Annotated in this window: 24 protein-coding genes; 16 read left to right on the top strand and 8 right to left on the bottom strand. The window is 65.2% G+C overall.

What is annotated here, in order from left to right; all coding sequences use genetic code 11:
• The first annotated feature begins 3 nt into the window (after positions 1-3).
• The 4 genes from ispG (at position 4) to ADBZ9O_RS22775 (ending at position 4,604) form a co-directional block, all read left to right on the top strand.
• Positions 4-1,176: a flavodoxin-dependent (E)-4-hydroxy-3-methylbut-2-enyl-diphosphate synthase gene (gene ispG, locus ADBZ9O_RS22790; RefSeq protein WP_526525183.1), complete on the top strand. Its 1,173-nt coding sequence runs from the start codon at positions 4-6 to the stop codon at positions 1,174-1,176.
• 40 nt (positions 1,177-1,216) lie between these two features.
• The gene (locus ADBZ9O_RS22785; RefSeq protein WP_526525182.1) at positions 1,217-2,071 is read left to right on the top strand and encodes a GNAT family N-acetyltransferase; all 855 of its coding nucleotides are present in this window, start codon (positions 1,217-1,219) and stop codon (positions 2,069-2,071) included.
• Positions 2,072-2,134: 63 nt separating this feature from the next.
• Positions 2,135-3,982, top strand: coding sequence for a penicillin-binding transpeptidase domain-containing protein (locus tag ADBZ9O_RS22780; protein WP_526525181.1), 1,848 nt, complete (start codon positions 2,135-2,137; stop codon positions 3,980-3,982).
• A 43-nt stretch (positions 3,983-4,025) separates the two neighbouring features.
• Positions 4,026-4,604 carry a DUF1707 domain-containing protein gene (locus ADBZ9O_RS22775; protein WP_526525180.1) on the top strand — a complete coding sequence of 193 codons (579 nt, stop codon included), beginning with the start codon at positions 4,026-4,028 and terminating at the stop codon, positions 4,602-4,604.
• An 8-nt stretch (positions 4,605-4,612) separates the two neighbouring features.
• Here ADBZ9O_RS22775 and ADBZ9O_RS22770 read toward each other — a convergent pair whose 3' ends face one another.
• Positions 4,613-5,797, bottom strand: coding sequence for a sulfotransferase (locus ADBZ9O_RS22770; protein ID WP_526525179.1), 1,185 nt, complete (start codon positions 5,795-5,797; stop codon positions 4,613-4,615).
• Entirely contained in the window at positions 5,794-6,870 is a 1,077-nt protein-coding gene (locus tag ADBZ9O_RS22765; RefSeq protein WP_526525178.1) for a DUF1214 domain-containing protein, read from the bottom strand. The genes ADBZ9O_RS22770 and ADBZ9O_RS22765 overlap by 4 nt, the downstream gene beginning before the upstream one ends.
• Before the next feature lie 82 nt (positions 6,871-6,952).
• Here ADBZ9O_RS22765 and ADBZ9O_RS22760 point away from each other — a divergent pair, with 82 nt between their 5' ends.
• From ADBZ9O_RS22760 to ADBZ9O_RS22740, 5 genes are read left to right on the top strand one after another with little or no spacing between them, the layout of a single operon-like run.
• The gene (locus ADBZ9O_RS22760; RefSeq protein WP_526525177.1) at positions 6,953-7,540 is read left to right on the top strand and encodes a TetR family transcriptional regulator; all 588 of its coding nucleotides are present in this window, start codon (positions 6,953-6,955) and stop codon (positions 7,538-7,540) included.
• A gap of 16 nt (positions 7,541-7,556) precedes the next feature.
• Entirely contained in the window at positions 7,557-8,414 is an 858-nt protein-coding gene (map, locus tag ADBZ9O_RS22755; RefSeq protein ID WP_526525176.1) for a type I methionyl aminopeptidase, read from the top strand.
• A complete protein-coding gene (locus ADBZ9O_RS22750; protein WP_526525175.1) occupies positions 8,411-9,913 on the top strand; it encodes a cobyric acid synthase in 1,503 nt (500 codons plus the stop codon). Before map ends, ADBZ9O_RS22750 begins: the two co-directional genes overlap by 4 nt.
• On the top strand, positions 9,910-10,563 hold the full coding sequence (locus ADBZ9O_RS22745) for a hypothetical protein (RefSeq protein ID WP_526525174.1): 654 nt from the start codon (positions 9,910-9,912) through the stop codon (positions 10,561-10,563). The genes ADBZ9O_RS22750 and ADBZ9O_RS22745 overlap by 4 nt, the downstream gene beginning before the upstream one ends.
• 45 nt (positions 10,564-10,608) lie before the next feature.
• Positions 10,609-11,172, top strand: a complete 564-nt coding sequence (locus ADBZ9O_RS22740) for an alpha/beta fold hydrolase (protein ID WP_526525173.1) — start codon at positions 10,609-10,611, stop codon at positions 11,170-11,172.
• A gap of 4 nt (positions 11,173-11,176) precedes the next feature.
• Here the strand turns inward: ADBZ9O_RS22740 and ngg are convergent, their stop codons facing one another.
• From ngg to ADBZ9O_RS22725, 3 genes are all read right to left on the bottom strand, one after another.
• Positions 11,177-12,949, bottom strand: a complete 1,773-nt coding sequence (ngg, locus tag ADBZ9O_RS22735) for an N-acetylglutaminylglutamine synthetase (protein ID WP_526525171.1) — start codon at positions 12,947-12,949, stop codon at positions 11,177-11,179.
• Positions 12,946-14,745, bottom strand: coding sequence for an N-acetylglutaminylglutamine amidotransferase (locus tag ADBZ9O_RS22730; RefSeq protein WP_526525170.1), 1,800 nt, complete (start codon positions 14,743-14,745; stop codon positions 12,946-12,948). The genes ngg and ADBZ9O_RS22730 overlap by 4 nt, the downstream gene beginning before the upstream one ends.
• A 208-nt stretch (positions 14,746-14,953) precedes the next feature.
• Positions 14,954-16,525 carry an amino acid permease gene (locus tag ADBZ9O_RS22725; RefSeq protein WP_526525168.1) on the bottom strand — a complete coding sequence of 524 codons (1,572 nt, stop codon included), beginning with the start codon at positions 16,523-16,525 and terminating at the stop codon, positions 14,954-14,956.
• Between the two features lie 217 nt (positions 16,526-16,742).
• Between ADBZ9O_RS22725 and ADBZ9O_RS22720 the strand changes: the two genes are divergently transcribed.
• The 7 genes from ADBZ9O_RS22720 to ADBZ9O_RS22690 are packed head-to-tail and all read left to right on the top strand — an operon-like array spanning position 16,743 to position 22,392.
• Positions 16,743-18,116, top strand: coding sequence for a glutamine synthetase family protein (locus ADBZ9O_RS22720; protein ID WP_526525167.1), 1,374 nt, complete (start codon positions 16,743-16,745; stop codon positions 18,114-18,116).
• The gene (locus ADBZ9O_RS22715; protein ID WP_526525166.1) at positions 18,103-18,846 is read left to right on the top strand and encodes a gamma-glutamyl-gamma-aminobutyrate hydrolase family protein; all 744 of its coding nucleotides are present in this window, start codon (positions 18,103-18,105) and stop codon (positions 18,844-18,846) included. Before ADBZ9O_RS22720 ends, ADBZ9O_RS22715 begins: the two co-directional genes overlap by 14 nt.
• Positions 18,843-20,210 (top strand): aldehyde dehydrogenase family protein, encoded by a 1,368-nt coding sequence (locus tag ADBZ9O_RS22710; protein WP_526525165.1) that lies wholly within the window; start codon positions 18,843-18,845, stop codon positions 20,208-20,210. Before ADBZ9O_RS22715 ends, ADBZ9O_RS22710 begins: the two co-directional genes overlap by 4 nt.
• Positions 20,211-20,993, top strand: coding sequence for a 3-oxoacyl-ACP reductase (locus tag ADBZ9O_RS22705; protein ID WP_526525163.1), 783 nt, complete (start codon positions 20,211-20,213; stop codon positions 20,991-20,993).
• A gap of 9 nt (positions 20,994-21,002) precedes the next feature.
• Complete coding sequence (locus ADBZ9O_RS22700; RefSeq protein WP_526525162.1) at positions 21,003-21,725, top strand: FadR/GntR family transcriptional regulator; 723 nt, start codon at positions 21,003-21,005, stop codon at positions 21,723-21,725.
• Positions 21,726-21,736: 11 nt separating this feature from the next.
• Positions 21,737-22,090 (top strand): ArsR/SmtB family transcription factor, encoded by a 354-nt coding sequence (locus ADBZ9O_RS22695; protein ID WP_526525161.1) that lies wholly within the window; start codon positions 21,737-21,739, stop codon positions 22,088-22,090.
• Positions 22,091-22,140: 50 nt separating this feature from the next.
• The gene (locus ADBZ9O_RS22690; RefSeq protein WP_526525160.1) at positions 22,141-22,392 is read left to right on the top strand and encodes a hypothetical protein; all 252 of its coding nucleotides are present in this window, start codon (positions 22,141-22,143) and stop codon (positions 22,390-22,392) included.
• Positions 22,393-22,581: 189 nt separating this feature from the next.
• On the opposite strand, the gene ADBZ9O_RS22685 is transcribed toward ADBZ9O_RS22690, so the two are convergent.
• Genes ADBZ9O_RS22685 through mtr form a run of 3 tightly spaced genes read right to left on the bottom strand, consistent with a single transcriptional unit; the run spans position 22,582 to position 26,104 of the window.
• Entirely contained in the window at positions 22,582-23,703 is a 1,122-nt protein-coding gene (locus ADBZ9O_RS22685; RefSeq protein ID WP_526525159.1) for a DUF222 domain-containing protein, read from the bottom strand.
• A gap of 32 nt (positions 23,704-23,735) precedes the next feature.
• Entirely contained in the window at positions 23,736-24,716 is a 981-nt protein-coding gene (locus ADBZ9O_RS22680) for a squalene cyclase (protein ID WP_526525158.1), read from the bottom strand.
• Positions 24,692-26,104, bottom strand: a complete 1,413-nt coding sequence (gene mtr / locus ADBZ9O_RS22675; RefSeq protein WP_526525157.1) for a mycothione reductase — start codon at positions 26,102-26,104, stop codon at positions 24,692-24,694. The genes ADBZ9O_RS22680 and mtr overlap by 25 nt, the downstream gene beginning before the upstream one ends.
• Position 26,105 lies beyond the last annotated feature (1 nt).

The raw sequence follows: 26,105 nt of genomic DNA, 5'->3' as shown, positions 1-26,105 counted from the left end.
CCCATGACGACAGCCATCGGGCTGGGCATGCCGGCACCGCCGCCGCCCACCCTCGCACCGCGGCGAAAAACGCGTCAGCTCAAAGTGGGCGGCGTGGGGGTCGGCAGTGAGTCGCCGATCTCGGTGCAGTCGATGTGCACCACCAAGACCCACGACATCAATGCGACGCTGCAACAGATCGCGGAGTTGACGGCCTCGGGCTGCGACATCGTGCGCGTGGCCTGCCCCCGGCAAGAGGATGCCGACGCACTGCCGATCATCGCCAAGAAAGCGAATATCCCGGTCATCGCCGATATCCACTTTCAGCCGAAGTACATCTTTGCGGCCATTGACGCCGGCTGCGCCGCGGTGCGGGTAAACCCCGGCAACATCAAGGAATTCGACGGCCGGGTCAAAGAAGTCGCCAAGGCCGCCGGCGCTGCCGGCATTCCCATCCGCATCGGTGTCAACGCGGGCTCGCTCGACGCCCGGATGCTGAAGAAGTACGGCAAGGCCACCCCGGAGGCGCTTGTCGAATCGGCGCTGTGGGAGGCCTCGCTGTTCGAGGAGCACGGGTTCGGCGATATCAAGATCAGCGTCAAGCACAACGATCCTGTCGTGATGGTCGAAGCCTACGAACAGTTGGCCGCCCAGTGCGATTACCCGCTGCATCTCGGCGTGACGGAGGCGGGCCCGGCGTTTCAGGGCACCATCAAATCCGCGGTGGCCTTCGGCGCGCTGCTGTCTCGGGGGATCGGCGACACCATCCGGGTATCGCTGTCTGCCCCGCCCGCCGAGGAGATCAAGGTCGGCAACCAGATTCTGGAGTCCCTCAACCTGCGCCCGCGCGGCCTGGAGATCGTGTCGTGCCCGTCCTGTGGACGGGCTCAGGTCGACGTCTACACGTTGGCCAACGCCGTCAGCGCCGGCCTGGACGGGCTGGATTTCCCGCTGCGGGTCGCCGTCATGGGTTGTGTGGTCAACGGCCCGGGTGAGGCTCGTGAGGCAGATCTCGGGGTGGCCTCGGGCAACGGCAAGGGCCAGATCTTCGTCAAGGGCGAGGTCATCAAGACCGTGCCGGAGGCGATGATCGTCGAGACACTGATCGAAGAGGCAATGAAAATCGCCGCCGAGCAAGGCATCGATGACGGGTCGGGATTATCTGCAAGCGGTTCGCCCATCGTGACCGTAAGCTGATATGCGGTAACACCGGCTTCCGCCGTTAGAAAGTATGCCCATGTCGGCTCCACCCCTTTTTCGTCTTGTCGACGAGCGGCGGATATCTGTGGTGCGCGACGGCGCTGCGGTCAGCCGGGTTTTGGATGCCGACCCGGTGGGATCCTGCATGGTGGCCGCTCGAGTCGCCGACCATGGAATCGATCCGAACGCCATCGGCGGTGAGCTCTGGACGCGGCGGCACGCCGAGGAGTCGCTGTGCTACGCCGGCGCAAATCTGATCCCGTTACGCGGCACCACCTCCGATCTTCATGCCTTCGCCGATAAGGCGATGAGCACGGCCCGTCGCTGTTCATCGCTGGTCGGTCGGGCTGATCTGGTGCTCCCGTTGTGGCAGCGACTCGAAACCGGTTGGGGCCCTGCGCGCGACGTGCGGGACGACCAGCCGCTGCTGGCCCTCAGTGGCCCTCCGCTCTGTCCGGTCGACCCCACTGTTCGACGGGTCCGGGCCGATGAACTGGATGCCTACCTGGTCGCCGCGATCGATATGTTTATCGGCGAAGTCGGTATCGACCCCAGGATGGGCGATGGTGGCCGCGGCTATCGGCGCCGGGTGGCCGGTCTGATCGCCGCCGGCCGGGCCTGGGCCCGCTTCGAGCACGGCGAAGTGGTGTTCAAAGCGGAGGTCGGTTCGCAATCACCGTCGGTGGGCCAGATTCAGGGTGTCTGGGTGCATCCCGAACGACGTGGCCAGGGCCTGGGCGAGGCGGGCACCGCGACGCTGTCGGCAGCGGTGGTCGCCAGTGGCCGGATCGCCAGCCTGTACGTCAATAATTTCAACACCGTTGCCCGGGCGGCCTACGCGGCTGTCGGGTTCACGCAGGTCGGGACGTTCGCCACCGTTTTGCTTGATTGAGCGCGCCGAACGCGCGGTGTGTCTCAACCGTTATCAACTGCCGCGGTTCTAACATCAGCCCCAATGGTCACAAAAGCATCACTAGTCACACGGGCCACAGTTGCCCGACTCAGGGCCACCCGGCTCACCGCGTTCTTCGCCGTTACCGGCCTCGTCGTCGCAGGCCTCTCGGCGTGCACCCCCCGCCCCGACGGGCCCGGTCCCGCGGCGGAGAAGTTCTTCGCCGCACTCACGGTCGGTGACACCTCGTCGGCGTCGTTGCTGACCGACCGTCCTGAGGACGCCCGCAACGCGCTCAACGCCTCCTGGGCCGGGCTACAGGCCACCCATTTGGACGCGGCGATTCTCTCCTCGCGCTACGCCGAGGACACCGGCACAATCGCCTACCGCTACACCTGGCACCTGCCCAAGAACCGGACCTGGACCTACGACGGTCAGCTGAACATGATCCGCGAGGAAGGGCACTGGGAAGTCCGTTGGGCCGCAACAGGTTTGCATCCGCGGCTGGGCGAACATCAGACCTTGGAGTTGCGGGCCGACCCGCCGCGGCGCGCCTCGGTGAACGAACTGGGCGGCAGTGACGTGTTGGTGCCGGGCAACCTGTATCAGTACGAGCTCGACGCGGCCAGGGCCGGTCAGAACCTGATGCCGACCGCGCGGGCCGTGGTCGACGCACTTCGGCCCTTCGATGACACGCTCGACCCGCAGCGCCTGGCCGAGGAAGCCAGTTCGGCGAACGGGCCACTGAACCTGATCACGCTGCGCAAGGACGATAACGATCGCGTCGAGCCCGCCATCGGCCAATTGCCCGGCGTCGTGATCAGCCCGCAAGCTGATCTGCTGCCTACCGACGACAATTTCGCCCCGGCCATCATCAGTGAAGTCAAGAAGGCGGTCATCAACGACCTCGACGGCGAGGCCGGCTGGCGCGTACTCAGCGTCAACCAAAACGGCGCCGAGGCCGACATTCTCAACGAGGTCGCGCCGGCAGCGGCGCCGTCGGTCTCCATCACGCTGGACCGCACGGTCCAGAACGCCGCCCAGATGGCCGTCAACGGTCAGGGTCGTAAGGCGATGCTGGTGGTGATCAGGCCCTCTTCCGGCGAGATCCTGGCCGTCGCACAGAATGCGGCCGCCGATGCGGACGGCCTGGTAGCCACCAACGGCCTGTACCCGCCAGGGTCGACGTTCAAGATCATTACCGCGGGCGCAGCGATCGATCGCGCCATGGCCTCGCCCAACACCCTGCTCGGCTGCCCCGGCACCATCGATATCGGTCAGCGGACCATCCCGAACTACGACAACTTCGACCTCGGCACCGTCCCGATGTCCAAGGCGTTCGCCAACTCGTGCAACACCACGTTCGCCGAGTTGGCCAGCCGGATGCCACCGACTGCGCTGACGGTCGCGGCCTCCCAGTACGGCATCGGGCCCGACTACCAGATCGACGGGATCTCGACGATCTCCGGTTCGGTGCCTCCGACGGTGAATCTCGCCGAGCGCACTGAGGACGGTTTCGGTCAGGGCAAGGTGCTGGTCAGCCCGTTCGGGATGGCACTGGCTGCGGCGACGGTGGCGGCCGGGAAGACCCCGACGCCTGAGCTCATCATCGGCAAGCCGACCGGGGTCACCGGCGACCGCCCGCAGATCAGCCCAGAGATGCTCGACGGCCTGCGGTCGATGATGCGCCTGGTGGTCACCAACGGCACGGCAAAGGACATCGCGGACGAGGGCGACGTCCATGGAAAAACCGGGGAGGCGGAGTTCGAGGGTGGATCGCATGCCTGGTTCGCCGGCTACCGCGGTGACATGGCGTTCGCCGCGCTGATCGTCGGCGGCGGCAGCTCTGAGTATGCGGTCCGGATGACCAAGCAGATGATGGACAGCATGCCCAACGACTACCTCGCCTGACGGCGGTAAATACCTCGCGCCTGGCGGTAAATTGGTAACCGCCATGACCGGAATCGATGAACAGCCAGCCGCGATGCGGGTCTCGGACGCCGACCGCAACGGAACGCTGCGACGGCTGCACAACGCCGTCGCGCTCGGACTGATCGATATCGACGAATTCGAGGAGCGCTCGACGCAGGTGTCGGTGGCCCGGTTGCGTCCCGATTTGGATGTGCTCGTCGGCGACCTGCCCGGGCCGGGGGCCATCGTCACCTCGGCGACCGACCGCGTCGAGCTTCGCGGCGTGCTCGGTTCGCTCAAACGCCATGGTGAGTGGATCGTGCCGACCCGGCTGGCGCTGGTGCGCCGGATGGGATCGGTCGAGCTGGACCTCACCCGCGCACGGTTCGCCGGATCGATCGTCGTCATCGAACTCGATATGAGGCTGGGTTCGGTGGAACTGCGGCTGCCCGAAGGGGCCAGCGCGTCCATCGACGATGTCGAGGTCGTCGTCGGCAGCGCCCATGACCACCGCAAGGATGCGCCCGCCGAAGGCACTCCGCACGTCATTCTGACCGGCCGGGTGGTGGGCGGTTCGGTGCATATCCGCGGGCAGCGAAAGTCCTGGCTCAGGCGGGGTTAGCAGGCTTTTTATTTCAGTTTTTCCGAAGGCACTCCGTAGCGTTCTTGGTAGGCACTGACCTCGTCGCGGACGGCTGCCGCATCGAGTCCGGTATCGGCCCAGGTGTAGCGCCCTCCGCCGCCGTCGCCCGGATGGGCGGCCAAGTGGTCGCGCATCCGGGCCTCGGCGATGGGGGACAGTTCCCGGCCCAGCCGGGTGTAGAGAGCCCTGATGGTGGCAAACGGGTCGCGGATGAAATCGGCGAACTGGACATCGACGATCTGACCGGCCGGCACCGCCCCGGAGTCGCGTAGTTTCATCCCGCGCTCCAACCCGACGACGATCTCTTCGTGGGACTGCACCGCACAGTCGGCGATGCTGGTCTCGTCCGACGCCATGCGGCGCAGGTGGCTGGTGAGCGCACTCACCGACGAGATGACGTTCAGCGGGTCGCGGTGGGTCTGCACGATCAGCGCATCGGGATACTCGGCCAGTAGCGTGTCGAGCTGCCACAGGTGGGCCGGTGATTTCAGTAACCAGTTGCAGGAACCACGCCCGGGGACGCCGGACTGTAGGTGCTGCAAGTACTTTCGGTGGTAGCGGTAGGCCGGTCGATGATCTGCCGCATACAGCAGCCAGGTGTAGTAGCTGGGCAACCGGTACTGCACCGAAAAGATCATGCTGGTGAATTCGCCGGAGAAGATCCGGACGCATTCCTGCCCGACCCGCGCACCCATCGGATGAAAGGCCATCAGGCCGGGCACGATCAGCTCGGACATCTCCAGGGTGGCCTGCGTCTCGGCAATGCGCGGATCCGTGTCGTAGGTTTCCGGCGCAGGCAGGGGGAGTGGGGAATCCACCTCCCAGGTCAGCGGGGGACGGAGATCCGGATCCTGGGCCAACAGGTCGAACAGGATGGTGGTGCCGGTCCGTGGTTGACCGACGATGATGATGGGCTGCTCGATCCGCTGGGTGGCCACGGCCGGGTGGGATGTGCGCCAGGCCGTGATCGCCAGCCGGTTCGTCATGGCCCGCAACACATCCTGCGCGGCGATCTCGACACCGAGGTCGTTTAGCCTGGCTTCTCGCACGAGCCCGTCGAGCAGGCGGTCCAGGCCGTCGCGCCAGGTCTGCTCTCCGCCAAAATCGTCGGAGCCGGCCTGGTCGCAGGCCTGGGCGATCAGCAGGTCGGCGTCGAACCTGTCCGCGCTCATCGGACGTCCGCTCCGGAACGCACCGTCGTCTGTACGGCCGGGGCATCGGGGTTGTCCAGCCAACGCAGCACGATGAAACCGCGGTGCCGACCGCCGGTGTCGAGCCAGTGTCCGTGGCCGAAGTCCTTGGCGCCGATCGCAATTCGGACCTTGCCATCGCCGTCCGGCGTGACTCCCTTGTTGGTGACCGAGCTGTGGCGGCGACGAGGTTCCAAACATTCATGCCAGATGCTCTCCAGCGTGATGTTCCAGTACCTGGTGTCGGGCGGGTCGATCTCCAGCAGCAGCGTTTGATCGGGTTCGAGCGCGAAGGTTCCCATCATGTACAGGTTGTCGGGGGTGGTGTCGGCAGCGCCGAGATCCGCGGCCTGTGCGGTCAGCAGCGTGTTGGGTGTCGTCAACAGCTCGGGCTTGATGGTGCGGTGCAGCGTGGTGAGTTTCATGATGGTCCACGCCATCGCGGTGAACTGGTCGGCCAGTTCGCTATCGGTGAGTGCGGTGGGCTCGACCGTGCCGATCGGTGCGATCGCCAGCGTTGCGAGCACTTCGGTGCTCGGGTCGGCAATGTACTCGCGGACCACGATCGACACCGCGTCCGACGGTATCTGAACCCATTGTGCCCCAGCCAGATCCGCCTCTGAGGGCTCGTCGGCGGCAAAGACCAATGCGAACGTGCCGGAGTCCAGGGTGAGGTCGGTATCGCTGACGTAGGCGGCCATCCGGCGCGGGGTCATTCCCGTGCCCGCCAGGACCTGGAAACCCAGATAGGCCGAGGTACCGCGGGTGCCGGTGACGCGGTAACCGCGGTCGCCCCGGATCATCGCCAGGTAGTAGCCCCCGTCGGGGTTGGGACCACCGACCAGGCGGGTGGGGCTGCACATATTGAAGAACCAGGGCAGGTCGGGATCGGCCTCTACTGAGATTTCCGAACACAGGGCGGTGACCCGGCTGAGGACGCGCAGCCCTTCGGCCATCTCGCGTTCGTTCTCGGCATCGTCGATGACGATCTGGGTGATGTCGGCGATCATCTCCTGGACGAACTGCCAGGCTTCGGTGGCTGCACTTGTTCCCATGGTGATCCGCTTTCTCTTCAGTAATGAGACATAGTCTCACTTTCTCGATCGGTGCACGGCGGTTTCGACTTATAGTGGGGGCGTGCCCGAGCCGATCCCGTTGAGCGTGCGCAAGCGCACCGCCACCCGGGATCGCATCGCCGCTGCCGCCGCCGAGCTGGTCGCCGCTAACGGTCTTGCGGCGACCACGGTCGAGCGGATCGCCGAGCGCGCCGATATCGGCCGGGCGACCTTCTTTCGGTACTTCAGCTCCAAGGAAGACGCTGTCGCCGACGGGATCTCCACGAAATGGCTGAGCCATATCACCGCGGCGCTGGCCCGACAAGATCCCGCGCTGCCCGCACACCAGGCCGTCGTCGCCGCGTTCGCCGAGCTCGGTGACGGGTTCGGCCGGATCAGCGATCAGGTTCGCGAACTGGCGATCCTGACCAGATCGTCGCCCGCACTCAGTGCCTGGACGCTGCAGATCTACCTGGGTTACGAAACCGCAGTCGCCGAACTCGTCGCACCTCGGTTGGACAACGGCGCCATCCCCGGTGACCCCCGACCGCGACTGATCGGCGCACTGGCGATGGCGTCGTTGCGGATCGCCCTCGACGACTGGTTGGAGCACGGCGGATCGCTACCTGATCGAGTGCAGTCCGCGCTGACGTCGATAGCGGTGCAGTAACAGTTACGCTGGTCGCATGTCTGTTCGCACCGCCCTGCGCGCCGGTGAGCTGTCTGCGACGCTGCCGGTTCCCAAGTCCATTCCCCGCCCGGAGTACGCGTGGAAGCCGACAGTCGCCGAAGGCAGCGAGCCATGGGTGCAGACCGCCGAGGTGATCGAGAAAATGCGCGTTGCCGGGCGGATCGCCGCGGGCGCTCTGGCCGAGGCGGGTAAGGCCGTCGCACCCGGGGTGAGCACCGATCACCTGGACCGTGTCGCCCACGACTACATGGTCGATCACGGGGCCTACCCGTCGACATTGGGCTACAAGGGCTTCCCGAAGTCCTGCTGCACGTCGTTGAACGAGATCATCTGCCACGGCATCCCTGACTCCACCGTGATCCAGGACGGTGACATCGTCAACATCGACGTGACGGCCTATATCGACGGTGTGCACGGCGATACCAACGCGACCTTCCTGGCCGGCGATGTCTCAGAGGAGCACCGCCTACTGGTCGAACGCACCCATGAGGCGACGATGCGGGCGATCAAGGCGGTCAAACCCGGGCGGGCGCTGTCCGTCGTCGGCCGTGTCATCGAGGCATACGCAAACCGGTTCGGCTACAACGTGGTTCGCGATTTCACCGGACACGGCATCGGTACCACATTTCACAACGGGCTGGTGGTGCTGCACTACGACCAGCCGTCCGTCGAGACCATCATCGAGCCCGGTATGACCTTCACCATCGAACCGATGATCAACCTGGGGTCGCTGGACTACGAAATCTGGGACGACGGCTGGACCGTGGCCACCGGGGACCGAAAATGGACCGCCCAGTTCGAGCACACCCTGGTGGTGACCGACAGCGGCGCGGAAATTCTGACGCTGGCGTGAGCGGCGGAGCGCTGTTGGTCGCGGGGACCACCTCCGACGCAGGCAAGTCGATGATGGTCGCCGGATTGTGTCGCCTGTTGGCGCGCAAGGGAATCCGGGTGGCTCCGTTCAAGGCGCAGAACATGTCGAACAATTCGATGGTGACGGCTGACGGTGGTGAAATCGGGCGGGCCCAGGCGATGCAGGCCCGCGCCGCCGGTCTGGCGCCCAGCGTCCGGTTCAATCCGATCCTGCTCAAACCGGGCAGTGACCGCAGCTCGCAGCTGGTGGTACGCGGTGTGGTGACCGCAACGGTGCGGGCCGCCGATTACATGGCGCACCGCAGTAGTCTGGCCACCGTGGTGGCCGACGAATTAGCCGGACTACGAGCCGAATTCGATGTGGTGATCTGTGAAGGTGCCGGTTCGCCGGCCGAGATCAATCTGCGGGCAACTGATCTGGCGAATATGGGATTGGCGCGCGCGGCGGACCTGCCGGTGATCATCGTCGGTGACATCGATCGCGGCGGTCTGCTGGCTCACTTGTTCGGCACGGTCGCCGTACTCGAGCCTGAGGATCAGGCGCTGATCGCGGGTTTCGTGGTGAACAAATTCCGTGGTGACCCCGCGCTGCTGGCGCCAGGACTGGATCAGTTGGCGGCGCTGACGGGCCGGCCCACCTATGGTGTGGTGCCCTATGCGGATGAATTATGGCTCGACACAGAGGATTCGGTGTCGGTGCTGGCGAACCGGGTGGTCGGAGTGCCGCGCCCGCCGATCGGCGAGCAGTGGCTGCGGGTCGCCGCCATCCGATTGCCCAGGATCTCCAACTCGACCGATGTCGAGGCGCTCGCCTGTGAACCCGGGGTGCTGGTGCGTTGGGTCGACGATGCCGCCGACCTGCTGGATGTGGACGTTGTCGTGATCCCCGGCACCAAGGCGACGGTGTCGGACCTGGCCTGGCTGCGCGAACGCGGTCTGGCCTCGGCGATTACCGCGCACGCTCACGCCGGAAAGCCGGTGCTGGGGATCTGTGGCGGATTTCAGATGATGTGCCGCCACATCGACGACGATGTGGAGTCCGGGGAGGGGCGGGTCGACGGGCTGGCCCTGTTGGACGCCGATATCGAGTTCGTCCCGGCAAAAACGCTGTGCCATTGGCAGACACCGCTATCCGGCTACGAGATCCACCACGGGCAGGTTCGGCGCAGCACGGAGGCGGACTGGGCAGGCGTGGGCCTGAGCCGCGCTAGCTGCTTTGGCACGCATTGGCATGGGCTGCTGGACAACAACGTATTCCGGCGCGACTGGCTGACCGTCGCGGCCGTGGCCGCGGGCAGGCCCGGCTTCGTCGTCGCCCCCGATGTCGACGTGCCGCAACAGCGGGACACCCAACTCGACGTGATGGCCGATCTACTGGCGGCGCATCTGGACATGACCGCGGTGACGGGGCTGATCGACAACGGTGCACCGCCGCGACCGACGGTGACCACCGGGCTCCTCGGTAGCCTGGTGCAATGAAGAGCACCGCCATCGCTGCCATCGCCGCGGTGACCCTATGCGGCTGTTCGACGGTGGTCACCGGCACCGCGACGTGGCCGGGCGCCACATTGGAGAAGGTGCTGCTGACCGAGGCGGATTTCCCGGCCGGCGTGCAGTACGACCGGATCACCGAGGATCCTGGCATTCCGGACGGCGCGGGCGGACCGCCGGCGATGCTGAGCAAACCCGAAGGCTGCTCCAACGGATTGACCGATGTGATCACCAAGACCGCGGAGCGTGGGCCCGGCAGCGCGGCCAAATACAGCGTGGGCTTCAATGGCGCCAGGATGGTCATCACGGTGCTGTCTTGGCAGCTGGATCTCGACGAGTTGGCGGCGACGGCAGCGCGGTGTGGCAGCTTCGAGACCTTCTTCGATCCGATGTCGCCGGGCATCCCGATCGTCACCTCCAAACTTCCCTCGGGGCCAGGGGAGTTGGTGTACCAGCAGACGATGACCATCGGTAAGCAGCAGAACAGCATCTACATGTCGTTCGCCAACGTCGATTCGATGGGCGTCTTCGGTATCGCGCTTCCCACCGAGAATCCGACGATCCCCGTCAAAGGGTCACTGCCGCAAACCTTTTTAGACGCTGTGAACAAACAGAGCGACCGGATCCGATCGTCCTGAGCGAACACGCCGCGGGAGATGTCGAATTCCCTGTAGCGTGGCTAAATGCCTTCGACGTTGATGACTGTCGACGGGTTTCCGCTCCAGATTGATGTCACCGGTCCGGAGGCGGGGCCCGCCGTCGTCCTGCTCGGTGCGGCCCAACAAACGGTCACGTCATATGAGGCCGTCTGCGAACGCCTGCACACCGCGTCGTTGCGCACCGTCGTCATCGCCCCCGACCGCAGGCTGACCGCGAAGTCGGTGATCGGCGTGCTGGATGCCGTCGGTGTGCGCTGGGCGGTGCTCGTCGGTGACCGCGGCGGTGCGGAATTGGCGTGGGAGCTGGCCGCCACCCGGTTGGACCGCTTCACCGGACTGGTGGTGGTGGATCGCGGGCATCCCAGGGTGGCCGATCAGAACGGCGTCGTCAGGGACGAACATTGTCCACCGGTGGAGATGAACACCACTGCGTTGGTGAGCACCCCGGCCGCCCGTACCGTCGCCGGCGCCAGTCAGCGCTACGTCTACGGCGATTTCCGGATGGTCGAATTGCTCGGACGGCGCAACGTGCAAGAGTCGACCGCCCAGCTCGCCGGTGAGATCGTCCTGCGCACCAGCACCTGGTAGCGGTTTACTGCGCAGCGGTATCGGGTGTCCAGGCCTGCGGCAGCCCCGGCTGTCCGGGAAACAGGAAATCGATGAACGCGGCTGCGGTCGGCTGCGGTTCGTGGTTCGCCAGCCCGGGCCGCTCGTTGGCCTCGATGAACACGTACTCGTCGCCGCTGACATCGGGCACCAGCAGGTCGATGCCCGTGACGGGAATGCCGATCGCCTGGGCCGCGGTGACCGCGACCCGGCACAGCTCCGGATGGACATCGCCGGTGACATCGTGAATGGTGCCGCCCTGGTGCAGGTTGGCGGTCCGGCGCACTCGCAGCCGGACACCCTCTGGGAGGACCTCGTCGTAGGACCAGCCGGCATCGGCAACGGTGCCCTCGGTGACCGCGTCGAGCGGGATCACCGACTCGCCACCGGTCGCGGCCGAGCGGCGTCGGCTCTGAGCTTCGATGAGCTCTCCGACGGTGTGCTTCCCGGTGCCGATCACCTCGGCGGGGAGCCGTAGCGCGGCGGCCACCACCTTGCCGTCGATGACCACCAGCCGCAGATCCTCACCGGCCGCGCGCTGCTCGATCAGGACCTGGGGATGCTCCTCGCGCGCCCGGGACAGCGCCGCCTCAAGTTCTTCCGGCCCGGAAACCCCGACTGTGATGCCCTTGCCCTGCTCGCCGCGGGTGGGTTTGACCACGACGTCGCCTACCTCGGCCAGGAATTCGTGATCGCCCTGGTCGAATGTGGCCAGGCGACCGCGGGGCACGATGACACCGGCTTCGCCGACGATGCGGCGGGTGAGCCGTTTATCGTCGCAACGGCTCATCGCCACCGCCGAGGTGTATTCGGACAGCGATTCGCGGGTGATGACACTCCGGCCGCCGTTGGACAACCGGAGTTCGCCGGTTTCTGCGTCGATCACCTCGACCCGGATGCCGCGGCGCAGCGCCTCATCGGCGATGATCCGCGAATACGGGTTGAGATCGTCCACGGTTTCGGGGACCGGAGTGAACAACGATTCGTTGATGGCGTTTTTGCGTTTGACGGCGAGCACCGGAACGCGGGCGAAGCCCAGCTTTTCATACAGCGCGATGGCTGCGGCGTTGTCGTGGGAGACCGACAGGTCCATATAGGCCCGGCCGCGGTTGCGGTAGATATCGCCGAGCGCCCGGGTCAGCGACTCGCCGACGCCAGGCACGTTCGCGGCCGGGTCGACGGCCAGTGTCCACAGGCTCGAACCCTGCTCGGGATCGCCGAACAGCAGTTGGTGGTCGACGCCGGTGACGGTTCCGATCACGGTCCCGTCATCGACGCGGGTGGCCACGAGGTAGTCGACGGCATCGGCTGTGGTGTGGTTGTCCCAGATGACCTCGCTGGGGGCAGGCACCATGCCGCAGCGCACGTACACGCGGTTCATCGCGTCGGCGTCGGAGGCATTGTGCAGGGCGCGGATCGTCACGCCGACCGGCGGTTGTGCTGCCTCACTGTGCTCGTCGGTGAACCGCAGCCGGTAGGTGTGGCTGGGGTCGATGAACAACTCGTGGGGTGCCATGGCGACCAGCACATGGGACTCGCGGGCGTAGATGCAGATATCGCGTCTACCGGGGCCCTCCCGGCGCAAGGCCTCGGCCAGTTCGGCGGGCTCGGCAAAGGTCTGGCCGAAAATCAGTCGGCCCCAACCGAGTTCGAGCTCGACGTTGGTTGCCATGGCATCGACCAGATGGGCGGGCGTGGCATCGTGCAGCCCGAGGGTGATGGCTTCGGTGGCCTCTGATGCGCTCTGGGTGGGGTTCATGCGGCCGGCCCGGTGATGTCGTGCTTCTGCAGCCACAACTCCAGGAGGGCGATCTGCCAGAGTTCGTTACCGCGCAGGGGGGTCAGTCGGCTGTTCGGATCAGCCAGCAGTCGCTCGACGGCCTCGGGGCGGAACAGACCGCGCTCCTTGGCGGCGGGGGCGGACAGTGCGTCGCGGACCAGGTCGAGGTAGGGGCCTTCCAGGTGGGTCAGGGCCGGCACCGGGAAGTACCCCTTGGGGCGGTCGATGACCGCGGATGGAATCACTTTGCGGGCAGCCTGTTTGAGGACGCCCTTGCCGTCGTGGGCGGTCTTGAGCCCGGGCGGACAGGTGGCAGCCAGTTCCACCAACTCGTGATCGAGGAATGGCACCCGGCCTTCGAGCCCCCAGGCCATCGTCATGTTATCCACCCGCTTGACTGGGTCGTCCACCAACATCACCGTGGTGTCGAGGCGCAGAGCGCGGTCGACTCCGGTGTCGGCGCCGGCGCGGGCGAAATGATCGGTGACAAACTGCCCGCTCGGATCGCCGGCTGCACCGGCGCCCGTGAGCGCCGCGACACCGGCCGGATCGCGGTCGAAAAAAGCCGACCGGTAGGCCGCGACCGAACCGTCGAGGCTGGCTGCGGCCGGGTCGCCCATCGGGGGATACCAGTGGTAGCCGGCGAACACCTCGTCGGCACCCTGGCCGGACTGCACCACCTTGACGTGCTTGGCGACTTCCTCGCTGAGCAGATAGAAGGCGACGCAATCGTGGCTCACCATCGGTTCGCTCATGGCGCCGATGGCACCGTCGAGGGCGGGCAGCATGCGGGTGGTGTCGATACGGATCTGGTGGTGATCGGTGCCGAACTCCTTGGCGATGATGTCTGACCAGGTGAACTCGTCACCGGCAACGCCGCCGACCGATTCGAAGCCGATCGAGAAGGTTTTCAGCCCGGTCTGACCGGCTTCGGCGAGTAGCCCGACGATCAGGCTCGAGTCGACGCCGCCCGAGAGCAGGCAGCCGACCGGCACATCGGCGACCAGGCGACGTTCGACTGCCCGCCGCAGTGAGTCGAGAACCGCTTCCTCCCAGTCGGTTTCGGTCCAGTCGGACCGGCCGTCATTTCTGCTGAAATCGGGCTCCCAGTAGATGGTTTCGACGCGGCGGCCATCCGGCTCCAATGCGACCAGGGATCCTGGACGCACCTTGGTGACACCGCGCAGGATGGTCAGCGGCGGCGGGACCACCGAGTGGAAACTGAGGTAGTGATTCAGGGCGATGGGATCGATGCGGGTGTCGACGCCACCGCCGGCCAGCAGTGCGGGCAGCGAAGAGGCGAAGCGGACCCGGTGGGCATCTTCGGTCAGATATAGCGGCTTGATGCCGAGCCGGTCGCGACCGAGTAGCACCCGTCCGCTGTCCCGCTCCACGATGGCGAAGGCGAACATGCCCTTGAGGCGGTCGACGAACCGGTCACCCCATTGGTGGTAGGCCTTGAGCAGCACCTCGGTATCGCTGTGCGAGAAGAACCGGTAGCCGTGGGTGGTGAGCTCGGAGCGGAGTTCTTCGTAGTTGTAGATACAGCCGTTCCAGCAGACCGCCAGGCCGAGCTCGGCGTCGATCATCGGTTGGGAGCCCGCCTCGGACAGGTCGATGATCTTGAGTCGTCGATGGCCCAGGGCCACCCGGCCCTGCGACCACACGCCTGCACCGTCCGGACCGCGCGGCACCATGACATCGGCCATGGCGGCAACAGCGCTGACATCGGGCATTCTGCCGTCGAGGCGGACCTCGCCGGTAGCTCCACACACGTTTTCGACCCTACCCTCGTCGTTTTTCGGACTTTTCGGCTTTCAGGTACCACCAGGGCTTTCAGCCCAAACCCAAATCCTCGCGTCTAGAGACGCCTGTCACAGATCTGGCGGCCCTGGCGACAAAAGACCGCGCCCCTCGGCCTTGGGGCACGAGGGGCGCGGGACCCAGCCTTGCGGCGGGCCTATACCTGTAGTCAAAGGGTGCTCAGGAGACGCCCTTCAACTCTTCGCCCGATGCATCGACCTGCTTGATCGGTCCGGTGAACCACTTCTTCACCGAGACGTGCCAGTAGATCCACAGCAGGATCAGTACTCCGCCCACCAGCAGTGGGGTGTAGTTCACATACTTCCACTCGAAGCTGGGGTCCCACGGCGCGCCACCGATCGACGTCGGGAACATGGCGATGATCGATGTGACGATGATTTCGACGAGCGCGACCGGGGCCATCCACGTGTGGTGACCGCGCAGGTTCCACTTGCCGACCGGAAACGAATCGCCGGCCTTCCAGCGGTAGTAGATCGGCACCGCGAAGCACAGGTACAGGCCGACGACGCCGATCGAGACGACCGCGAAGAACGCGATCGGCACCGGTGCGCCATTGATGTCCACCTCGACCAGGGCGGGCAGCGTGATGATCGCCGCGATGGCCGCGGTGATCATCACCGCGTTGGCCGGCACCTTCTTGGCGGTGAGCTTCGACCACAGCTGATGGCCGGGCACGGCCCGGTCGCGGCTGAACGCAAACAGCATGCGCGATGCGCTGGTCTGGCACGCGGTGGTGCAGAACAGCTGGCCGGCAGTGGAGATCAGCAGCACGATGGCGACCCACTTGGAGTCCATCGCCTGGGTGAAGATGGTGGCCACCGCACCGCCGCCCGCCGTGACGCCGTCGACGTCCTGGACCGCGAACAGGAAGGTCAGCAGCAGGATCCAGCCGCCGATGGCGGAGTAGAAGATCGACCGCCAAATGCCCTTGGCGGCGCCGTCGGCCGCGCTCTTGGTTTCTTCCGAAAGGTGCGCCGAGGCGTCGTAGCCGGTGATCGTGTACTGCGTCAGGATCGCCGACATCGGCAGCACGAACAGCAGGAACGTGATGCCGGAGGTGGAGCCGCCGAAGAAGCCGGTGTTATTGACGGTGGTGGCGAACACCGTCGAGAAACTTGCGTGCTGCTCGGGGATCAGCCACAAGATGACGACGACGGATGCGGCACCGATGACATGCCACCACACCGAGATGTTGTTGATGACGGCCAGCAGATGCGACGAGAAGATGTTGATGGTCGCGACGATCACCAGGATGACCAGGAACATGATGAATGTCCTGGTCAAGCTGTAGCCGGCCAGCCAGCTTTCGCTGAAGGTGCCCAGGGTGAGGTCCAGGAAGGTCGCGCTGCCGTAAGCGACCGACGCCAGGATGGCGATCAGGCCGACCAGGTTGAGCCAGCCGGTGTAGAAGCCGGCCTTGGGGCCGCCGAGTTTGGCCGCCCACCAGTAGATGCCGCCCGAGGTCGGGTAGGCGGACACCAGCTCGGACATGCACAGCCCGATGACCAGGATGAAGGCCGCGATAATCGGCCAGCCCCAGGCGATCGCGGCGGGTCCGCCGTTGTTCCAGCCCAGGCCGAAGGAAGTGAAGCAGCCCGCCAGGATCGAGATGATCGAGAATGAGATGGCGAAGTTGGAGAAGCCGGACCAGGACCGGTGCAGCTCCTGCGTGTAGCCCAGCGACGCGAGGTGCTTTTCGTCGTCGTCCAGTAATTCGTGACCCTCGGGCACGGTGGTTCCCTTCGTTTCTGGGTTCGTCCAAGTCAGTTAAAAACCTCAACCGGTGCCCCCACCGGCAGGCCGCTCACTGCATAGGGACAATAGATCGCTATTGGTCTGGTGTCCTACCTTTGGAGTGAAGGTTGTGTAAATCTGTCCTGGCGAGATGCCGCGGTGCGAGATCCAATGGTTGACTTCTCGTCATATCGGTCCACGAGGGAGTGCGCGTATGGCTGCGAGTAAGAACCCAGGATTTCTGTCGCTATCGGAGCTGGAGGCCTTGGTAGGCGCCGGCGATATCGACACGGTGATCGTCGCGTTTACCGATATGCAGGGCCGGCTCACCGGCAAACGCATCTCGGCGCGGTTGTTCGTCGAGGACACTGCGGCGCACGGAGCGGAATGCTGCAACTATCTGCTCGCCGTCGACGTCGATATGAACACCGTCGACGGTTACGCCATGTCCAGCTGGGAAGCCGGCTACGGCGACATGGTGATGACGCCGGATATTTCCACCCTGCGGCTGCTGCCCTGGCTGCCCGGCACGGCGCTGGTGATGGCCGATCTCGGTTGGCATGACGGCAGCCCGGTGGTCCCGGCGCCGCGCAGCATTTTGCGCACCCAGCTCGACCGGCTGGCCGAGCGCGATATGGGTGCCGTCGCCGCCACCGAACTCGAATTCATGGTTTTCGACACCGGCTACCGGGAGGCCTGGGGTAAGCGGTACCACGGCCTGACCCCGGCCACCGACTACAACATCGATTACGCGATGTTGGCGTCGACGCGGATGGAGCCACTGCTACGCGATATCCGCGTCGGCATGGAGGGCGCAGGCATGTACTGCGAGGGAGTCAAGGGCGAATGCAACCTGGGGCAGCAGGAGATCGGCTTCCGCTACGCCGACGCGCTGGCCACCTGCGATAACCACTCGATCTACAAGAATGGCGCCAAAGAGATCGCCGACAAGCACGGCAAGAGTCTGACGTTCATGGCGAAATACGATGAGCGCGAGGGCAACAGCTGTCACATCCATCTCTCATTCCGTGGGACGGATGGTTCGGCGGTCTTTGCCGACGAGGACCAGCCTTTCGGCATGTCGAAGATGTTCCAGCATTTCGTGGCCGGTCAGTTGGCCACGCTGCGCGAACTCGCTCTGTTCTATGCACCGAATATCAACTCCTACAAGCGTTTTGTCGACGGTAGCTTCGCTCCGACCGCGGTGGCCTGGGGAATGGACAATCGGACCTGCTCGCTGCGGGTGGTCGGGCACGGTCATGGGATGCGAATGGAGTGCCGCGCACCGGGCGGCGACGTCAACCAGTACCTGGCCGTCGCCGCGCTGATCGCCGGCGGGCTACACGGTATCGACCAGCAGCTCGAACTGCCCGAGCCGTGCAGCGGTAACGCGTATACCAGTGGTGCAGAACGGCTTCCGACCACACTTGGTGAGGCGGCAGAGCTGTTCGAGGCGTCGGCCGTGGCGCGAGAAGCCTTCGGCGACGAGGTCGTCGCGCACTACCTCAACAATGCCAAGGTGGAGCTCGCCGCCTATAACTCGACGGTGACCGACTGGGAGAGGATGCGCGGTTTTGAGCGGCTCTAACGTGCGCCCGGTGGTCGGTCTGACCACCTATCTCCAGCAGGCGCAGACCGGAGTGTGGAACGTGCGGGCGAGTTTCCTGCCCGCCATCTACATCGAGGGTGTGACGCTGGCCGGCGGAATTCCGCTGCTGCTCCCACCGCAACCTGTCGATGACGAGATTGCGGCGCGAGTGATCGATGGAATCGACGCGCTGGTGATCACCGGCGGCCGCGATGTCGATCCGACCACCTATGGGCAGCAGCCGCATCCGAACACAGACGCGCCCGCGACGGACCGCGATGCGTGGGAGTTCGCTTTGCTCGGCGAGGCCCTGCGCCGGGGTATGCCCGTGCTCGGGATCTGCCGCGGCGCACAGGTACTCAACGTTGCCCTCGGCGGTACCCTGCACCAGCATCTACCCGATATCGTCGGGCACGGCTGGCACCAAGCAGGCAATGCGGTGTTCAATACCTCCGCGATCCAGACGGTGCCGGGCACCCGACTGGCTGCGGTGCTCGGTGAATCGACCGATGCCCAGTGCTATCACCACCAGGCCATCGCCGAACTGGGACAGGGGCTGATCGCCAGCGCCTGGGATCCCGACGGCGTGATCGAAGCCGTGGAGATACCCGGTGACCATTTCGTCCTCGCGGTGCAGTGGCATCCCGAAGAACGTCTCGATGATCTGCGGCTATTCGCGGCCGTAGTGCAAGCCGCGGCTGACTTTGCCGCCAGAAAGGTAAACGCGTGACAAGTTCGACCCTGATCAATCCCGCCACCGAGGAGGCGCTGCGGACCGTCGAATTGCTCGACGTACCCGCAGTCGACGACGCCGTCGATCATGCCCGGCGTGCCCAGAAGGTCTGGGCCGCATTGGCTCCGGCCGAGCGAGCCGCTGGATTGCGTGCCTTCGCGGCCGAGGTCGACGCCCATATCGATGAACTCGCCGCCCTGGAGGTCGCGAACTCGGGACATGTCATCGGCAATGCCGAATGGGAGGCCGGGCACGTCCGCGATGTGCTGCAGTACTACTCCGCCAGCCCGGAACGCCTGTCCGGCAAGCAGATTCCGGTGGCCGGTGGGCTCGACGTGACGTTCAACGAGCCGCTCGGTGTGGTCGCCGTCATCGCTCCGTGGAATTTCCCGATGACGATCGCCTCATGGGGTTTCGTGCCTGCGCTGGCCGCTGGTAACGCGGTGCTGGTCAAACCTGCCGAGATCACCCCGCTGACCACGATGCGGCTCGCCGAACTGGGGCTGGCCGCCGGCCTGCCAGAGGGACTGTTTCAGGTATTGCCGGGTAAGGGGTCAGTGGTCGGGGAGCGTTTCATCACCCATCCCGATATCCGCAAGATCGTCTTCACCGGTTCGACCGAGGTCGGGATCAAGGTGATGGCCGGCGCGGCGGCGAATATCAAGCGCGTCACCCTGGAGCTCGGCGGCAAGAGCGCAAATATCATCTTCGACGATTGCGATCTGGCGAAGGCGGCCGCGACCGCACCCTACGGTGTCTTCGACAACGCCGGTCAGGACTGTTGTGCGCGAAGTCGAATTCTGGTTCAGCGCAACGTCTATGACAAATTCATGGAGCTTTTTGAGCCTGCTGTCAAAGGTGTTGTGGTCGGTGACCCAGCCTCGCGCGACAGTGAAATGGGGCCCTTGGTCTCCAAGGGACATTTCGACACCGTCGCCTCCTACGTCCCCGACGGCGCCCCCATTGCGTTTCAGGGTTCCGCACCGTCGGGCCCCGGTTACTGGTTCCCGCCCACGGTGTTGACTCCGTCGCGCACCGATCGCACGGTCACCGAGGAGATCTTCGGACCGGTGGTTACGGTGCTGCCCTTCGAGGACGAAGCGGATGCGATCGCGTTGGCCAACGACAGCGAATACGGCTTGTCCGGTTCGATTTGGACCGATAACCTTTCGCGCGCGCTGCGGGTCTCGCGCGCCGTGGAATCGGGCAATCTCAGCGTGAATTCGCATTCCTCGGTGCGCTACAGCACTCCGTTCGGCGGATTCAAACAGTCGGGACTCGGGCGTGAGCTCGGCCCCGACGCACCCCTGCATTTCACAGAGACGAAGAACGTCTTCTTTGCAATTTCGGAAGGAAACTAGGTGGACAAGGTAGATCTGACCCAGCGGCTCGCAGGCAAGGTCGCGGTGATCACCGGCGGCGCCAGCGGGATCGGGCTCGCGACGGCCAAACGGATGCGGGCGGAGGGGGCGACCATTGTCGTCGGCGATATCGATCCCGCCACCGGCAAGACGGTCGCCGAGGAGCTCGAGGGGTTGTTCGTCCCCGTCGATGTGTCCGACCAGGATGCCGTCGACAACCTATTCGACACTGCAGCAACGAGTTACGGCAAGATCGACATCGCCTTCAATAACGCTGGGATTTCGCCGCCGGATGACGATCTGATCGAGAACACCGAACTGCCGGCCTGGCAGCGGGTGCAGGACATCAACCTCAAGTCGGTCTACCTGTGCTGCCGCGCGGCGCTGCGGCATATGGTGCCGGCGCAGAAGGGTTCGATTATCAATACCGCCTCCTTCGTGGCGGTGATGGGCTCGGCGACCTCGCAGATTTCTTACACCGCCTCCAAAGGCGGCGTGTTGGCGATGTCGCGCGAGCTGGGGGTGCAATTCGCGCGCCAGGGCATCCGGGTGAACGCGCTGTGCCCTGGACCGGTGAACACGCCTCTGCTGCAGGAACTCTTCGCGAAGGATCCCGAGCGGGCCGCCCGCCGGTTGGTGCACATCCCGTTGGGAAGGTTCGCACGCCCCGAAGAATTGGCGGCGAGCGTCGCCTTCCTGGCCAGCGACGATTCGTCGTTCATTACCGGCTCGACGTTCCTGGTCGACGGCGGTATCAGCTCGGCCTACGTGACACCGCTGTAAGGGCTATCGATGTCGGCCGATCCGGATCCGCAGTTGGCCAGTGAGGCTTTGTTGCGTCCGGTTCGGCCCGGCAATGCCTTCGAGGACACCGTTGAGCGGCTGCTACAGACGATTCGGCTCGGTGTCCTGCGGCCGGGGGAGTCACTGCCGCCGGAGCGGGAGCTGGCCACCCGCCTCGGTGTGAGCCGGGACACCGTGCGGGACGCCATCCGGTCGCTGGCTGAAGCCGGTTACCTGGTGGCCCGCCGCGGTCGTTACGGCGGAACCTTCCTCTCCGATGAGCTCCCTGAGCACACCGACGGCGACGCCGGGCTCACCAGGGAGACCATCGACGACGCGCTTCGGTTGCGAGAGATCCTCGAAGTCGGCGCAGCCCGGATGGCAGCGACGCGCACGCTGACCGCGACCGAACGGGAAGGATTGTGGTCCCGTCTGGTGGAAGTGCGCGATGCCAAACTCGACGAATACCGCAGGCTCGACTCCCGGCTGCATTTGGCCATCGCCGAGGCGGCCGGCTCGCCGTCGCTGGTGCCGTTGGTCGCCGAGAACCGGATGCGGCTCAACGGTCTGCTGGATCAGATCCCGTTGCTATCGCGCAATATCGCCCACTCCGACGAACAGCATGAGGCCATCGTGATGGCCATCCTGGCCGGTGACGGCGAGGCCGCCGCCGCGGCGATGCGTGCGCATGTCGAGGGTTCGGCGGCCCTGCTGCATGGGTTCCTGGACTAGATTGCTCCGTTATGGACGGTCCTGGGGACGAGGCGAAGGTCGAGCGGGCCTCGTCTGCGCTCTCTGATGTGGATATCGGCGGGTGGACTCAACGCTTCGATCTGCTGTCGGACCCGAACCGCTTAGAAATCCTGCTGGGCCTGCACCGGGCGCCTGGTATCTGTGTCGGTGACCTCGCCGCTGCCCTTGGCCGATCGGAAAATGCTGTATCGCAGGCGCTTCGGGTGTTGCGTCAGCAGGGCTGGGTCAGCTCCACCCGGGTCGGCCGATTGGTCAGTTATCGGCTGGAGGACCACACCGTGCACGACGTTCTGCACTGGATAGGTGCGGCGCACGACACCTCGCATGGACATCCCAGGCTCTAGAACGGTGGTGGGTCGTCGCCTTTTGTGGTGGGGGTGTCGTTGTCCCAGCTGTGGGGTTGGTTGTGGGCGGTAGCGGCTCTGCGTTGGGCGAGTGGGGCTTTGGTGTCTGCGGATCGGGCTTGGGTTGCGGCGATGTGGGCGGCGTTGAGTACGCGTGGTCTTGGCGGCGGGTGCGTTGTCGTTTGGTCATCTTGGCCTCGGATCCGGGGGCCCGGATCGGTGGGGTTCCGGTCGGCGGGGATGCGGTGGTGGTGATGTTCCAGCCCGGAAACAGCAGCGCGCACCCGGGTGTGGTGGAGTAGGTCTTACCGGTAGGGCTGGTCACGATGATCGTGCCATCAGCCAACTGCCGATCAGTCCAGCCACCGTTGCCGACCCAGAACGTTTTCAACAAGTGGTGTTTTCGGCAATAGCATTTGAGGTCACTGGGGTGGGTGGCACCGGAGGGCCAGGGCATGGTGTGGTCGATATCGGTCAGGTCCGCGGGCCGGTCACAGCCCGGGGCGCGGCAGGTCATATCCCGCATCCGGACAAACTCGGCCAGTTTCGCCGATGGGGCGTACCCCGCTTCGGGGTCCGGGCCGGGTGTGGTGACGAACCGGATGGTGGCGCCGTTGTCGATCAGCTCCGCCAACAGTGGCGCAGGCACGATCGCCCCGCCCAGGATCACCCCCGGACTCGGCCCGCCGCAGCACCGGCTTGGCAGCCGCAGCAGCAGCAGTGGGAGTGGGCTCGGGTGCCGGTGTGCTGGGGGTGAACCCCTCGCCATGCAACCCCGGATCGGATACCGCAGTCAACGCGCTCGGATCACCGACGATATGGATCACCACATTGCTGGCCCGGCCCTCAACGCTGGCCGCCGGGCACTCCGCACCACCGCACAGGCATGCCAGGTGATCGGTGCCGGCGGCCAGCGCGCCCAGGGCATCCGCGCGGCGCTGCCCCCGGGTGCGGGGATCGTCGTTACACACACTGCGGGCCATCGCATCGAGGCGTTTGTCCAACACCTCGGCGTCGGTGGCCAGCAGCAGACCCCAGATCGACGCGGTCCCGGTGGTGTCGTCGGGTTTCCCGACACCGACAGTGCGTCGACGCGCCGCCTCCCGCAACCGGTGCACCGCGTTGGGATCGTGGCATTCGATCAGAACGTCGATCTTCTTCTCCAACTTCTCATCCGAGAGCGGCCCCCAACTGACCGCATCCGCCGCCAATGCCGCGTCCACCGCAGCGATCACGTCGTCGTTGACCAGCGCGGTCCGAAACTTCAGCGCCACGACCAGCCTCAACGAGATCGACCCCGCTAAAAACAGGGCATTGATCCGCGGTAACCGCACATCGAGCGCCTCAGCCAAATACAGCTGACCCAGCGCCCGACCATGCCCAATATTCATCGCCGCAGCGACCTCGGCGGCCGCGGAATCCCACGTGTCACACACCCACCCGGCCCGCTCCTGCTCATCGCTACAACGCCGCCGCACCAACTCAGCCACCGCCGCCAACCGCCGCGCATCACACACCGCCGACGCACGCGCATAACCCGCGACAGCATCGATCAACGCCCCATCATCAACCGCAGACAACTCCGCAGGCTCCAACAACAACGGATCGAACATGTGTTCGATTGTGCCAGCGGGGTATGACAAAATCAGCGGGCGGCGGCGTCCCACCATGCGAGCACTCGGGTGCCGAACAAGGTCAGCCATTTCGATGATTCGCCGACCGGCACGTCGACCTCGAACCACACTGGACCGGGTTGTCGCACGCCCTGCAACCAGCTGCCATCGGCCTGTCGCGCGGCGCGAATGAGCTCCATGGCTTCGGCCATCCGGGCGTCCGGTGCCGTTCCGAAAGCCACCGAAGCGGCACGGAAATAATCGGCCGCATTGAGCACGCTGTATCTCCAGCGGGACGGATATTCGAACTGGTCCACCCACGGCGCTACCGGCTCGCCCGTCGTCAGACGACGAAAAAGGTTGCGTTGCAACAGGTATTCCTCGCCCGTGCGGCGGGCTCTACGCGTCGCCTCGGATCCTCCGGTGGCCACTTCGAAGGCGAGTAAGCCCTTCAGCGAATTGAGCGTCGAGTGAAATGACGACCGGGTTGAGCCCTCAACCCACTCGCAATTCCAGCCACCGTCGGACAGTTGATGGTCCACGAACCAGGAGGCAATCCCGGCGATGTCGGCACCGAGCCAGGCGCCATTGGCCAGCGTCCACGCGTTGATGCAGCAATCCACTTCACCGCCCCAGTACGGCAGATCCTCGTACTCCCAGCGCGAATTCTCGGTGAGCAGCTCGACGGTGCGGCGGTCGCGAAGAACCTCGGCAGCCAGCCCCCATTCCCGTAGGGAATTCAGCGTCCACGTCGTCGCCGTCCATGGCTGCCCCTCGGCCGCCTCCTCGCTGAGGAAGTCGAAATTGCCGGGGAAGAACGCGCCGCCGGCCCACTGGCCGTCTGGATCCTGCAGTGCCAACAATCGCGCACCGAAACCCTCGGTGGCCACCTTGGCGCGGGTCGACTCCCAGACTTCGGGAGGTTCACCCGCGATATCCCGCTCGACCTGCCAGCGCAGTGCTGGATCAGACTCCAGCAGCCACGCCCCTAGTGCCGGCGCGACGGAGGCCACGGTGGCTCACCACACAGTGCCAGCAGAGCGTTTTCGATGACCTCGGGCAGCGCCGGATGGATCCAGTATTGACCGCGGGCCATGTCCTGGCCGCCGAGTCCGAATGTCATCGCCTGGATCAGCGGTTGCAGCAGCGACGACGCCTGGTGCCCCATGATGTGGGCGCCGAGAATCTGCCCGCTGTCATCGTCGATGATGATCTTGCAGATGCCGGTGGTGTCCTCCATCGCCCAGCCGTAGGCGACGTCGCCGAAATCCTGCACCTTGGACTTGATCTTGTAACCCTTTGCCCTGGCCTCGTTTTCAGTGAGGCCGACGCAGGCGATCTGTGGGTCGGTGAACACCGCCGACGGTACGAAACGATGATCGGAGGCCACCAGGGCAGACATGTCATCCCAGTCCTGCAACACGTTGTGCCGCACCACCCGGGCCTCATGGTTGGCAACATGTTTGAGCTGGTAAGCCGATGACACATCGCCCAGCGCGAAAATACCTCTGGCCGTGGTGCGTTGGTATTCGTCGACGACCACCTGCCCATCCTGTACCTCGATGCCGGCCAGTTCGGCGTCCAGCTGGTCACCGTTGGGCACGCGACCGGTGGCGACCAGGACGGTGTCGCACGACACCGTCGATCCGTCGTCGAGCTCGAGCACCGTCTGAGTGCCGTCGAGGTGCGCTCCGACGATCGTCCGGTGGCTGCGGATCTCCCATTTCTTCGAGGCAACATCGGTGAAGCGTTCGCAGATCGTGTCATCGCAGTGGGTCAGCAAGGTACCGCTGCGGATGATGATCGTCACGCGGGTGCCCAGCGCCGAGAACACATGGGCGAATTCAGCGGCCACGAAACCACCGCCGACGATCACCAGATGCTCGGGCAACTCAGGGATCCGCATGATGGTGTCACTGGTGTGCACGTCGACGCCGCAGGTGGCAATCGCGTCCGGCACCATCGCGCGGGAACCTGCCGCGATCACCACCTTGTCGGACGTGAACTCCTCGCCGGACTCGGTTTTCAGCAGATACCTCCCATCGGGGCGGGTCTCACCGAAGCGGGTGTGGCTGTCGAACACCGTGACATTGGGTGTCGACTTGCGGTACTGCTCGCCGCCCATGGCAATCGGGTCGATACGCCCAAAAACACGGGAAACGATATCGCTCCAGCGCACCCCGTCGATATGAGCATCCACGCCGAAACGGCTTGCCTCCCTGATGGTTTGAGCAACTTCGGCGGCGTAGACAAACATCTTCGTCGGGATACAGCCGACGTTGAGGCAGGTGCCCCCGAAGGTGCCCTGCTCGCAGATCGCCACCTTCTTGTCGGCGTAGCGCTCATCGATGATGCTGTTGCCCGATCCGGTACCGATGATGGTCAGGTCGAAATGCTCCACG

The organism is Mycobacterium sp. (assembly GCF_965229105.1).
Classification (GTDB): Bacteria; Actinomycetota; Actinomycetes; order Mycobacteriales; family Mycobacteriaceae; genus Mycobacterium.
The sequence above is the reverse complement of the archived record's forward strand: the minus strand, read 5'-3'. Positions and strand labels throughout refer to the sequence as shown.

Coding starts and splice junctions, on each gene's coding strand:
- ispG (WP_526525183.1), top strand. CDS start 4: ATGACGACAGCCATCGGGCTGGGCATGCCGGCACCGCCGCCGCCCACC.
- ADBZ9O_RS22785 (WP_526525182.1), top strand. CDS start 1,217: ATGTCGGCTCCACCCCTTTTTCGTCTTGTCGACGAGCGGCGGATATCT.
- ADBZ9O_RS22780 (WP_526525181.1), top strand. CDS start 2,135: ATGGTCACAAAAGCATCACTAGTCACACGGGCCACAGTTGCCCGACTC.
- ADBZ9O_RS22775 (WP_526525180.1), top strand. CDS start 4,026: ATGACCGGAATCGATGAACAGCCAGCCGCGATGCGGGTCTCGGACGCC.
- ADBZ9O_RS22770 (WP_526525179.1), bottom strand. CDS start 5,797: ATGAGCGCGGACAGGTTCGACGCCGACCTGCTGATCGCCCAGGCCTGC.
- ADBZ9O_RS22765 (WP_526525178.1), bottom strand. CDS start 6,870: ATGGGAACAAGTGCAGCCACCGAAGCCTGGCAGTTCGTCCAGGAGATG.
- map (WP_526525176.1), top strand. CDS start 7,557: ATGTCTGTTCGCACCGCCCTGCGCGCCGGTGAGCTGTCTGCGACGCTG.
- ADBZ9O_RS22745 (WP_526525174.1), top strand. CDS start 9,910: ATGAAGAGCACCGCCATCGCTGCCATCGCCGCGGTGACCCTATGCGGC.
- ADBZ9O_RS22740 (WP_526525173.1), top strand. CDS start 10,609: ATGCCTTCGACGTTGATGACTGTCGACGGGTTTCCGCTCCAGATTGAT.
- ngg (WP_526525171.1), bottom strand. CDS start 12,949: ATGAACCCCACCCAGAGCGCATCAGAGGCCACCGAAGCCATCACCCTC.
- ADBZ9O_RS22720 (WP_526525167.1), top strand. CDS start 16,743: ATGGCTGCGAGTAAGAACCCAGGATTTCTGTCGCTATCGGAGCTGGAG.
- ADBZ9O_RS22700 (WP_526525162.1), top strand. CDS start 21,003: ATGTCGGCCGATCCGGATCCGCAGTTGGCCAGTGAGGCTTTGTTGCGT.
- ADBZ9O_RS22695 (WP_526525161.1), top strand. CDS start 21,737: ATGGACGGTCCTGGGGACGAGGCGAAGGTCGAGCGGGCCTCGTCTGCG.
- ADBZ9O_RS22685 (WP_526525159.1), bottom strand. CDS start 23,703: ATGTTCGATCCGTTGTTGTTGGAGCCTGCGGAGTTGTCTGCGGTTGAT.